Here is a 12,482-nt window from a genome sequence, read left to right on the forward strand (position 1 = left end):
AATATGAATTAATAAATTGATATTAGATTATAGGAGGTGGAAATTATGAATCAACGATATTAAAGTATAACTATTAATGATGAAAAAGAAGGAGAAAATATGAAGGCTGGTAAGATTATGAAAAGACTAAACTGTATATTATCTATAATATTAGTCTTATGTATGGTTACTGTTTCACCATTGAGCATGGTTTCAGTAAAAGCATCAAGTAAAACAGTTGCTATTGATTTATCTAACACAAAGGGAGAAATGATACCTAAAACTGGAGGACTTTTAATACCTAATGAAGATATTCCCGATGGTAGAATAGTGCCCCTTAAGCAGAGAATTATTAGAGATGATATTGATACTCAAAATTTACTTGGAAATAATGGAAATAGTAATGATGAAAAGAATTTAATGGATGTGTTGCCGAATGAACTTAACCGATTAGATAGAATAAAGGATGGTGTTGCACGTTTAAGTGAATTGGGTATCTCATATTATCCGATTATGGGTTATTTTCCGTCGTGGGTTTCACAAAATGGCTTGCCACAGTCAAAATTTCCAAAGAATTACGAGGTTTGGAAACAATGGGTAAAGGATATTGGACAATATTTCAAAGATAATAATATTGATATTGACGAGTTTAATGTTTGGAATGAGAATTGGGGAATCGGGTTTGACAATAACTGTGATACTTTTAACCATATGTATGGTGAAGCATGGTACGCACTGAAAGATATCATACCTGATGCAAAGTTAATTGGCCCATCTTCTTATCCTGATTGGTATTACGCTACGCAAGATTTAATAAATTTTTGCTCGGGTGAAGAAATTCCATTGGATGTAGTTGCGTGGCATTTTGGGCCATATAAAGATTTAGATAAGTATATTGACAAATTAAATAAATCCGTAGCAGATAAACCCCTAGTGGGAAAACCTAAAATTTATTATGAAGAATATGCTGATTATGGTTATGTTGAGCGACCTGGTCAGGAAATGGAGGTGTTGTCTGAGATTGATAAGTTGGATGGGATTGATGAAGCAATACGTGGCATTTTTTCTTATCCAAACGGTTATTCAGATACAATGATTACAGATAACAGTAAAGAGAATATATGTGCCCGTACTATACAGTGGTGGTTAATGGCTGTATATGCCAATATGAGTGGAGAACGCGTAGTGCATTCTGGTGATGTACCTTATATTGCATCAGTAGATAAAGAAAAAGGCGAGGCTAAAATTTTAATAGGGGGACGCGATTTAGGATCTTGTGAAATTGCATTAGATAACAATCCATTTGCGGGAGAAGATATTATAATTGATAAATATCAATTGGTAGGAACTAATGCAAAAGAAGTAAAAGTTGATCCAGATAAAGAAAAAGATGGTGTAAAATTTAGAAGTTCCTCGGCAGAGAAAAAATCAGCAGAAAATTTGTCTACAGATATTACTTTCGAGTCAAACGATATATGGATGATTGTAGTAAAGAAACAAGAAAGCATTCCTTCAGACTTTTGTCTCCAAGGTCCTGATGATGGTATGGCAGTCACAAATTACCCTGACTTTACTTGGCAGAAAGCTCAAGGAGCTGAAACTTATAAGTTAGTGATATCGGAAAATAAAGATATGTCAAATCCAATATACAGAAAAGAAAATATTGAAGGTGAAAATTTAAAACTAGACGAGGAATTAGATGAAGGAAAGACATATTATTGGACGGTAATTGCCCAGAATCAATATGGTCAAAGAAGTGCTTACAATAATATGTACTATGAATTTACAGTTTGTAAAAAAGAAGGGGCGCCTGGAAGATTCACACAATTACAGGTTGTTAATGAAGCAAAGGATATGTCCCTGACGCCCAAGTTTACATGGAGTGAGTCAAGAAATGCAAAAAAATACATATTGTATCTTTCAGAAGATCAAGATTTTAATAATGCAAGATCAATTGAGATACAGGATCCTCCAAAACAAGTACTGTCGCAAAGTGTAGAATATTTGTATTATTTTTTAGAGGAAGAACTTAAACCTGCTACAACATACTATTCAAAAATAGAGGCGGTAAATGATAATGATGTACGAAAAATGAATGGAATGCCTCATAAGTTCACAACAACTACAATTGATGGTGTACCAGCTGATTTTAAACTACAATCACCAGAAAATGGAGCTACTATTGAGCAACGACAGACATTGAGATGGGAGAAAAATGCAGGGGCAGCATTTTATGAATTGGAAGTAGCCAGTGATCCTGATTTTGCAAATATTATATTAAGCCGAGATACAATTACACAGCCAGCGTATACGCTTGAATCAGATCTATTGAAACCGGATACCAAATATTATTGGAGAGTAACTGCTACTGATAAAGAAATTGATATGAACAAGCGAAAAAGAAAAGAAAGTTCATCGGGAACCTACAGTTTTGCAACATCAGTAAGACCAGCAGCCCCTACTGTAAAAACATCCATGCCTATTACTAACGGAGCAATAGTCATTTGGCAACCAGTGTTGGGAGCCGAATCCTATAATATACATTATGGTACAGAATCTGGGGAATATACACAGAAGATAGATGGTATTATAGGAGATAGGGCATTTGTGCCAATAACAGAGAATTCATATTGTACGGTTACGGCGGTGAGTCGTGGTATGGAAAGTAATATATGGAATGAAATTGCAATTGAACCAAATGAGAAAAAAGATATGATTATAGATGAGGAATATCCGGCAGAAGCAGCAGACAATATTACTAATGCAGATATTAAAATGCAAGATTCAAAAGTTTATATTGAGAATGAAAAAGAAGGTGCGACCCTTGAATTCAAGAATATGATCGAATGTAATAATATTGGTATTCTATATAAAGCTGATGCTGACACCGCTTTAAGCCTTTATCATAATGATAATAAGTTGCAAGAAGTAGATCTTTATCAAACGAATGGAAAATGGAAAGAAATTGTTGTGAAAGTGCCAGTTTCTGACGGGGATCAATTAAAGTTTGTGAAGGAAAATAAGTTTGGCTCCTTTATGATAGACAGTATAATGCCTAAATCAATAGAAGTAAATGGAAGTAATTTAGCATTAAATAAAACAGTTACTGCATCAAGTGAAACAAAAAATATGGAAAAGGAGATGGCTGTAGATGGAAATAGTGAGACTTTCTGGTGGGCTAACAGTACGCCATCCGAACAAACACCAAATTGGATTGACGTAAATCTGGAAGAACGCTGTGAAATAAGTGAGATAATAGTAGAACTTCCAAAAAAAGACTGGAATCCGCGTAAACAGGAGATTAGAATTTTACGTTCAGAGGATGGAGAAAAGTACTCAGAACTTTCGAAGAAGACAGAGTATAGTTTTTCTAATGATTTAAATAAAAATCGAATAGAAATAAAATATTCTACACCTGTTATAGCCAAAAATATAAAATTAGAAGTATATGGAAATACAGGGGATCCGAAAGGAGCGCAGATTGGAGAGCTGCAAATTATAGGAACTCAAACTGAAGAGATAGAAGGGAAAAACATTGCTTTAAATAAGCCAATAGAAACAGGTGCAATCTCTTATGGTAAAGTCCATGATATTGTGGATGGAAATAAGAAAAGCTTTATAGATTGTGGTTCAAAGAATTTCCCGAATGAAATAATTATTGACTTACAAGATATATATTGTTTAGAGCAGTTTGAATTATATCTGCCATCAGAATGGGGAAAAAGATCTCAGGAAATTGAATTTCAGGTAAGTATTGATGGAGAAATATACAAGACAGCAGTAGACAAAGCGACTTATGTTTTTGAGCAAAATATTAATCACGTTACGGTAGGATTATCGAAGGATACGGTAGGAAAATTTGTTAAAATTATAGGAACTGCTAATGATGAGGCAGGCAAACCAGGACTTCAACTCAGTGAATTTGAAGTATACGGCAATTATGGACAGCGTGTAGAGGGAATTAAACTGGCAAAGACAGAAGAAACGGTGAAAGCATATCAGACAGCACAATTAAGTGCACAGATCCTTCCAGAAAATGCTACAAATCAAATGATTGCATGGTCTTCTACAGATCTATCTGTAGCAAAAGTCAGTAAAGAAGGTGTAGTGACACCAAATGGTTTAGGAACGGTTCAGATCAGAGCTAGAAGTTACGATGGAAACTTTATAGACACCTGTAACATACAGATCGTGCCAAACCAGGTGGTATCTGTCATGAAACCGGAACCGTTGGAAGTGGAATACGGGGAGGAAATCACGGAAGACCAGCTGCCGGAATCGGTAGATGTTATGCTGGAGCAGGATATTCAGAAAAAACTGAATGTTACGTGGGATTTATCTGCATATGATCCCCAGCAGGAAGGAACCCAGGTTATCCCAGGGACACTGGAGGAGACAGAGCTCATTAAAAATGAACAGGGAATCCAGGCGGAGATAGAGATCCAGGTATCGCCGGTTCCTACTTATACAGCTGCAGTTGTAAATGGAACTGGAAGCGGGGCTTACCGGAAGGATGAGGTAGTTACCATTTTGGCAGATGTAGCAGAGCCGGGAATGAAATTTGACCGGTGGGTTACGGAAGATGTGGAGGTGGAAGACCAGTATAGTGAAGAAACAACCTTTACCATGCCGGAGCATGCGGTTACCGTAACAGCAGTCTATAAAGAACTGGCTGACCGTACGAATCTGGATGCCTTGATTACATACACAGAAAATATAATGATGGATGAAAGGTATGCACAGACAGATGCTTCGATAAAGTCCGAGCTGGAAGCTGCTCTGGAACGTGCTCAGTCCGCGGGCAGCAGCGAGGATATCAGTCAGGCGGAATTAGACGGATATTATAGTGACCTGATGTTCCAGATAAACAGACTGGATTATATTAACAGATTTACAAATCTGCAGGTTGCGGTAGATGTTGCAAAAGGCATTTCTACTGAATTCTACACCTATGAGTCAGTAAGGGAATTAGAAACAGCCATAAGGAATGCCGATCTTATACTCAGCAGAGAGGCCGGATCCGATGAGGAAGAGCAGGCTAAAGAAGCACTGAAAACGGCAATTGAAGGGCTGGTGAGACTCGGAGCGAAGGAAGAGCTTCAGTTAAGACTTACAGAAGCTGAAAAAATAATACCGAAACTGTCAGAATACTTTATGGCAGGGCATCAGGCATTTATGGACGCCTACCGTATGGGGGCAGAAGTAAATGGAAATACCCAGGCAGATGAAACAGAAGTAGCAGATGCAAGTGAAAATCTGAGAATTGCAATGGGCGGTCTAATGATTAAGCCGGACAAGAGTGAACTGAAAAGTGTGATCGAAAGAGCACTGCAAACCGATACTGCCAAGTACACGGAGCAGACCGTAAAGGCATTCACAGACAGCCTGGCGGCAGCAAAGCAGATTCGGGAAAAGGAGGAAGCAACAGCAGAAGAAGTGCGTCAGTCCACCGAAGGATTAAAAAGAGCAATGGAAGGTCTGGCCGTAAAACCGCCGGTTGTACCGGAACAGCCCCAGATAGGCAAGACGTATACGTCAGGATATCTGAAATATAAGATAACCGGGAAAGACAGTGCAGAAGTGACCGGAACAACCCAGAAGTCCAGGACAGATATAACCGTCCACTCAACAGTAAAGATAATGGGAAAGACTTTTAAAGTAACTGGGGTACAGAGAAGTGCATTCAAAAACAATAAAAAATTAAAGAGTGTCGTAATTGGAAAAAATGTGAAAGTGATTGATAAGTATGCATTTTATAACTGTACATCGCTGAAGAGCGTCAGAATGATGAAACCATCCAGCCTTTCAGAGATAGGAGAGAAAGCATTTAAGAAGTGTACAAGCCTGACGGGTATCACATTACCAAGTACGGTGCGCAGCATAGGAAAAGCAGCATTTTATGGAGATAAGAAATTGAAGTCCATAACGTTTCAATCAACAGGACGGATAAAAGCTGGAGACAATGCAATAAAAGGAATTTACAGCAAAGCAGTAATCAGGGTTCCGGAGAAAAAGATTTCATCTTATAAAAAACTGTTGAAGAACATGGGATGGAAAGACAGCATGAAAATAAAAGCATACTAAAGTTTTAGCACGAAAAAGGCCCTGTTATTGGGCCTTTTTCCTATTAATGATTATTTAAAGACATAGGTATAATGCAATTTATTTTGCATTTTTTTGGAATGTTATGGCTTGGAAATAGTCTGATAAAATGATATAATAGGGGAAATTACGGATACTTTTAAATATATCTTATATGATTAATAGTATAGAGAAAGTTTGGGGATTTAAATGCAAAGAAAATTGATGTTGCTGATGATAACTGCGGCCCTTACTTCAGTGATTGTGTCAGGATGTAAGAATAATTCAGATCAAATGGTGGAAAGTGAAATTCAAATGAAAGAAAAAACGATGGTATCCGTATGGTATTACTTTGAAAATGAAAGGCATCAGGATATACTAAATACGGAATTACATAAATTCAACCAGACACAAGATGTGATTGAAGCAACTTCAAAGTATATACCTTTTGATAATTTTAAGAAGCAATTATCGATGAGTACCGTTGCTTCAGAACTACCAGATATTATTTTGATTGATACTTCTGATTTTGCCGCATATGCACAAATGGGTATCTTCGCTGACTTGTCAGGAAAACTTGATACAACGCAATATTATGAAGAACCGCTGGCTTCTTGTACGTTGGATGGCAGGCTATATGGAATACCCTTTGGGAGTAATTGTCTGGGACTGTACTATAATAAAGAGATGCTGCAGAATGCAGGCATTGCTGTACCGGAAACATGGGAAGATTTAAGGATCGCAGCAAAAGAGCTATCTCATGAGAATATATCTGGTATTGCATTTTGCAGTTTACAAAATGAAGAGGGAACATTTAATTTTTTACCATGGCTATGGTCAGCAGGAGGAGATTCATTTCATTTAAATAATGCAGCTGGAATAAAAGCGTTGACATTAATTAGTGATTTAGTAAATGATGGCTCTATGAACAAGGAAGTTATTAATTGGACGCAGGGTGATGTTCTAAGCCAGTTTGTTTCCGGAAATATAGCTATGATGATTAATGGATCATGGCAAATACCTACGATCAGAAAACAGGCACCCGAATTAAAATGGGATGTCGCACCAATTCCTAAAGATGCAGACCATGTTACTGTGCTTGGAGGAGAAATTCTAGGTGTAATAGATAATAATAATGAAAATGCGTCATTACAGGTTGTAGAGTTTCTGACGCAGAAAGAAGAAGTGAAAAGTTATATGTCTGAATTTGGTTATATATCTGCACGAAGGGATGTGGCTGAAAAGCAGTGTATAGGTGACGGGCAGATGGAATTTTTTGCCCAGCAGATGAACTTTGCAAGAGCCAGAGATGTACATGCAAAGTGGCCAGAAATTTCAGATGCTATCTCATTAGCAGTGAATGAAGTTATTACGAAATCTAATACTCCCGAAAATGCAGCGGAAAAGGCGCAGGTGGGTATTGATGAAGCTCTAAATGATAATAAAGAGAGTGATTTAGAAAAGAAGTAATTCAAGTGTACATACACTACTTGTTTAATGATACTGTGCACTCCATAATATTTCTGTTTTTTGAATGAAAAGGTCAGAAAGCTTAAAGGCGGTGTGTCTGTCAAGCACTCCGGTGAGAGACCACAATAGGATGTTAGATAACAACTAAAAAATATGAAAAGGAAATAACAGGCATAAAAATAAATTGTCAGATAATAATTGGATTCAGGTGGGAGACAAATTTTCATTTTTAATAGCAAACATCAGGGACATTGTGCTTTTGCTATGAACGCACAGGGAATTGTATAATAGTCGTAAAATGGGGGCTGTCCTGAAAACGTAACTCCTGACAGTTCCATAACAAGCATTACAATAAAGCCTACCGATTCTGGTGGGCTTTTACCTTTGTAGAGTCAAATACCTTATTCAATTACGACCTTTACTCCCAGCCGCTCTAACGAACGGACATTTCTTTGTATTATTTTCTCATGATTACAAGTGTCATAATAACCGCATCCAAGTTCCCTGTAAGGCTGTAAGTCTTTTAATATATGATAGATTGCAACGAGCATAGAATGGGCAATTGCAATTAGAGCTCTTTTTCCTCCTCGACGTGAGGCAATTCGTTGATAACGTGAGTAGAAATAACTCTTTTTATTTCGAATTGCAGATCGTGCGCATTCAACAAGTACTGATTTTACATGTTGGTTCCCCTTACGTAACCGAGTGCTCATCTTTTTTCCTGCACTTTCTTTACATTCAGGCACTAAACCCGCCCAAGAACTAAAGTTGGATTGACTTTTAAACTGATTCATTTCGATTCCTGTTTCCGCAAGCAACCGTTCCGCACTTTTTTTGCCTACTCCAGGTATCTCATCTAATAATTGAATCTGCTTATTCATTGGTTTTGTTTTTTCCTCTATGTCAGAATCTATATCTTCAATTATTTTAGACAAAGTTTCTATATGCTCTAACTGGTGTTTCAGCATCAACTGCTGGTGTGAATGGATGCTGCCACGTAGTGCCCGTTGTAGTTCTGTACATTTGTTGCGTGCCTTTCCTTCTGCTAACTGACTTAGGACATAAGGATCTGTCTCCCCAGAAACAATAGCTTTTAAGATAGCAATGCTACTTTTTCCACTGACATCCGTAAGTACAGAGCTTAACTTTAAATTACATCCTTCTAAAACGGTTTGGATTCGGTTCAGTTCTCGTGCACGCTCTTCAATCAATTCTTGACGATAGCGTGTTATTTCACGGAGTTCTCGTTGCTCCCGGTTTGGAATGAAACTTGCTTTCACTAAACCATGACGGACTAAATCAGCAATCCATTCAGCATCTTTCACATCTGTCTTGCGACCTGGAACGCCTTTTATATGCTGGGCATTCACAACAATAACTGGAATGTGCTCCTCTTCAAAGATGTTATATACAGGCTTCCAGTAACTACCTGTACTTTCCATAGCAGCCATTTCACAATCAACTTCTTTTAACCACTGCGTTAACTGTAAAATATCATCAGTCATTGTACCAAACTGACGAATTTCTTTTTTTCTGACACTTATAAAAACACAGGCTACTAACATATTTTTATGAATGTCAATTCCACAACACCGCTTATACAGTACTTCCATAAATATACCTCCTCGATATAGTATAAGCCGATGCAACCTCTTCCATAAATGTTGGCTGTCCTGCGTCCTCATCAAAAAGCGATGGAAACAATAAGTGGTACACTAAGAGGTTGAAAATCAGTCTGTCGCACGGGCTTGATAGCACCAGTCCCCTTACAACTTTATCGGCACCTTTAGTATACCACGATATAGAGCAAAGCCAATATCCAGTTTTCATTTATTGTGGTGACCTAAAATGAAATTTTAAATTCCATACCCACATTTGGAGGTGGAATTTAGTCCTGCACCGTAAAGGTTTACTATTTCATATATAAATGATAAGGTTATCTTTCTTTCTGACAGCAGTAGAAAGAAGGATATCTATGAGTAAATATATTCCAGGAAACCAGAAACACCTTTCCCTTGAAGACCGCATTTATATCGAAAATGAACTGAACAAAGGAGAATCATTTACGAACATTGCCCGCTTTCTTTGCAAGGATCCAACGACCATTTCCAAAGAAGTAAAGGCTCACCGTCTATCAGACTGGTATCACAAAGGTACCTTCTATAATTCCCGTAACTTTTGTGTCAAACGTTTCCAATGTAAAAAAACGAATGCCTGCGGGAAGATCATAATTTGTGGTGTAAAATGTACCTCCTGTCCTACCTGTAATCAAACCTGCAGGGATTTTACAAAGGAACAGTGCATACGATTAGATAGAGCGCCCTATGTCTGTAATGGCTGCACAAAGAAAATCAATCGTTGTACGATTGCCCATAAATATAGATATGATGCACGTTTTTCTGATAGAAAATACAGAGAAAAACTTTCCGGTTCCAGAACTGGTGTGAACATGACAAAACATGAAATGCACAAAAAGGATAAAATTATATCTCCTTTAATCGAGCATGGACAATCGCCATACCAGATTATTACGAATCATCCCGAACTGGACATGTCTGTCCGGTCCTTATATACCTACCTTGATCAGGGCCTATTCACAGCCAGAAATATTGATTTGAAACGTAAGCCTGGATTTAAGCCTCGAAAATGCCACAAAACACAGATCACAAACAGAGCTGTATTTGAGAAAAGATTATACAGTGATTTTTGCGAGCTACAGTTACCCTCTTATGTTGAAATGGATACGGTTCACTCGTCCAGAGAATCCAGCAAGACCCTGTTGACCTTCTTCTTCACCAAGGACAAGCTCTTTCTTGCCTTTCTCCTAAATCGTTGCACAAAAGGAGCTGTCCGGCTCGTCTTCGACCGTTTAGAAAAGCGGATGGGAACTTATGAATTTTTATCTGTCTTCCAGCATATCTTGACCGACAGGGGCTCAGAATTCGGAGATCCTGTTGCTCTAGAAACAGGAATAGACGAATTCCAGCGAACCAGCATCTACTATTGTGATCCCATGCGTAGTGGACAGAAGGGTGGACTGGAACAGGCACACACGATGCTTCGTATGGTACTCCCCAAAGGGACCAGCTTTGAATTTCTGACTCAGTGGGATGTGAATCTGATTGTGAATCACATTAACTCAACTCCGAGAAAAAGTCTAAATGGCAGAACCCCCTATGATGCTGCAGTAGAGACACTTGGAGAAGAAGCCTTAAACGCATTTCAGCTTAGGCGCATTGAGCCTGATGAGGTCAATCTAACACCTAAGCTGATTCGCTTTAACCGTTAACAACCACCTAGAAATCTGCTGTCGGACTAGAAATTAAACGTTCCCATTTTTTCAATGTGACCGGTGGAATTTAGTCTAGCACACTACCTTCCAGTGGTCCGTTTGTCATGTCCTGAAATCAACTTTTTTCTAAGAAGTTGTTCTTATTATAACAGAAATATGTGTTTCCAGCCTATAAAACTCCTAGAAAATCAATAACTTTTAAATGGGTGTGGAATTTACTTCTGCACTGGAATTTACTTTTTCAAGTTAGCTTTATTGTGGTGAGATTCTCTCATGATTGTCTGTCGGAAAATAGATAGTCTGTCGGAAAATAGATAGTCTTAAACAGGGGGCAGGTGTGACTCGAATGAGTCACACCTGCCCCCTGAAATATTTAAAAAAGAAAAAGATGGCTAACGACAACAATGTCATTTAGTTAGTAAAATAAGCATTGCATCGTTTTTTATGGAAGATCATTATAGGAATATATGTAGTGAGCGTCACAGGCAGCAAGGCAAAATCCTTCAAAAGTCTGATAATCTTGAAAAGCCTGATTAAATTCGTGAAACAGAAACAAAAGAGCATCTGGTAATAATTTTTTACGTTGCTGGTTAAAAGTCGAAACTGTGGCAGAATCAAGAGAATAGTGAAAAAACTTTAGTAATTCAGTATTTAAGCTTCTACTTTCCATTGTTAAGAAAAGCTGTAACATCGTCTTAAAATCAAGTTTCCGTTTTCTTGTAAAATCTTTTTTGGGATTCTGTACAAAGAGCCATCGATACTTATCCATGTCATGGATTTTTTTATTAGCGTATCTTTTACAGAAGTTGAATAGTTCATCAGCGCAACCTCCTAATTTAAAATGAATTCAATTAAGTGGCTTAGCCGCAAATTTTTATAGAAATGTCAATAGATTTCAAGAAAAAAATACAGAATATGAATAAAAACATACCCTGTCTTAAAAAGATGGTTCTTAATGTCTTAACTAATTGATATTGCTAACGAAAGTTTCTTCGAATTGCATTTACCCGATGACGATCCAGTCTATACCCTGAAAAAAGTAATGGAGGAATTAGATTTTTCGGGATTGCTTGCCTGTTATTCAGATAAGGGAAGAACCGGGTATAATCCAATCATGCTGTATGCTGTGGTTACCTATGCAAACATGCGGGGGGGTGAGGGCTGTTGACCGTATTGAGGAATTATGTGAAAGAAACCTTGCCTTTATCTGGCTGACCAAAAAGCAGAAACCAAGAAGGGATGCCTTTTATGATTTTAAGGGTAAAAAATTGACTGTGAAAGTGTTGGATAAATTGAATTACCAGTTTCTGCGCTGATTGAAAAAGGAAGGGCTGATCACGCTGAAAGAACTTTATATTGATGGTACAAAAATAGAAGCAAATGCCAACCGGTATACGTTTGTCTGGCGTGGGAGCATCAACTATCATCTTGTTGGTCTGTTGGACACCATAGACAATGCAATGTTATGCGAAAACGGATATGGACCGAAATGCGACCTTGGAGATGCAGGAATGTTTGTGATTGAAGGCATGGAAAAAGTCAGATGTGTGATTGCAGAAAACTGGAAACGAAAACTGACAAAGCATAAGAAGCCTACTTGGTAAAGCTACAAATTTTTATTTATTTAAGAATTTGGTTCAATTAATTTTCATAACATTTA

5 protein-coding genes and 1 pseudogene are annotated in these 12,482 nt (G+C 37.7%); 4 read left to right on the forward strand and 2 right to left on the reverse strand.

Annotation, left to right across the window (positions count from 1 at the left end):
• The first annotated feature begins 99 nt into the window (after positions 1-99).
• Both CD03_RS0129050 and CD03_RS0129055 read left to right on the forward strand, forming a co-directional pair.
• Positions 100-6,063 carry a discoidin domain-containing protein gene (locus tag CD03_RS0129050; RefSeq protein ID WP_027296614.1) on the forward strand — a complete coding sequence of 1,988 codons (5,964 nt, stop codon included), beginning with the start codon at positions 100-102 and terminating at the stop codon, positions 6,061-6,063.
• A gap of 207 nt (positions 6,064-6,270) precedes the next feature.
• Positions 6,271-7,530 (forward strand): sugar ABC transporter substrate-binding protein, encoded by a 1,260-nt coding sequence (locus tag CD03_RS0129055; RefSeq protein ID WP_027296615.1) that lies wholly within the window; start codon positions 6,271-6,273, stop codon positions 7,528-7,530.
• A 401-nt stretch (positions 7,531-7,931) separates the two neighbouring features.
• Here CD03_RS0129055 and CD03_RS0129060 read toward each other — a convergent pair whose 3' ends face one another.
• Complete coding sequence (locus CD03_RS0129060) at positions 7,932-9,143, reverse strand: IS110 family transposase (RefSeq protein WP_027296616.1); 1,212 nt, start codon at positions 9,141-9,143, stop codon at positions 7,932-7,934.
• Positions 9,144-9,505: 362 nt separating this feature from the next.
• On the opposite strand from CD03_RS0129060, the gene CD03_RS0129065 reads away from it, so the two are divergent.
• Positions 9,506-10,819 (forward strand): IS30 family transposase, encoded by a 1,314-nt coding sequence (locus CD03_RS0129065; RefSeq protein ID WP_027296617.1) that lies wholly within the window; start codon positions 9,506-9,508, stop codon positions 10,817-10,819.
• 445 nt (positions 10,820-11,264) lie between these two features.
• Here CD03_RS0129065 and CD03_RS0129070 read toward each other — a convergent pair whose 3' ends face one another.
• A complete protein-coding gene (locus CD03_RS0129070; RefSeq protein WP_027296618.1) occupies positions 11,265-11,591 on the reverse strand; it encodes a hypothetical protein in 327 nt (108 codons plus the stop codon).
• A 198-nt stretch (positions 11,592-11,789) separates the two neighbouring features.
• On the opposite strand from CD03_RS0129070, the pseudogene CD03_RS39695 reads away from it, so the two are divergent.
• Positions 11,790-12,414: pseudogene (locus tag CD03_RS39695) on the forward strand (transposase); the annotation flags it as partial.
• Positions 12,415-12,482 lie beyond the last annotated feature (68 nt).

It is taken from the genome of Robinsoniella sp. KNHs210 (assembly GCF_000686105.1).
Taxonomy (GTDB): Bacteria; Bacillota; Clostridia; order Lachnospirales; family Lachnospiraceae; genus Robinsoniella; species Robinsoniella peoriensis.

Excerpts from the sequence above, each read along its gene's own strand:
- CD03_RS0129060 (WP_027296616.1), bottom strand. The coding sequence starts at position 9,143 with ATGGAAGTACTGTATAAGCGGTGTTGTGGAATTGACATTCATAAAAAT.
- CD03_RS0129050 (WP_027296614.1), top strand. The coding sequence starts at position 100 with ATGAAGGCTGGTAAGATTATGAAAAGACTAAACTGTATATTATCTATA.
- CD03_RS0129065 (WP_027296617.1), top strand. The coding sequence starts at position 9,506 with ATGAGTAAATATATTCCAGGAAACCAGAAACACCTTTCCCTTGAAGAC.
- CD03_RS0129070 (WP_027296618.1), bottom strand. The coding sequence starts at position 11,591 with ATGGATAAGTATCGATGGCTCTTTGTACAGAATCCCAAAAAAGATTTT.
- CD03_RS0129055 (WP_027296615.1), top strand. The coding sequence starts at position 6,271 with ATGCAAAGAAAATTGATGTTGCTGATGATAACTGCGGCCCTTACTTCA.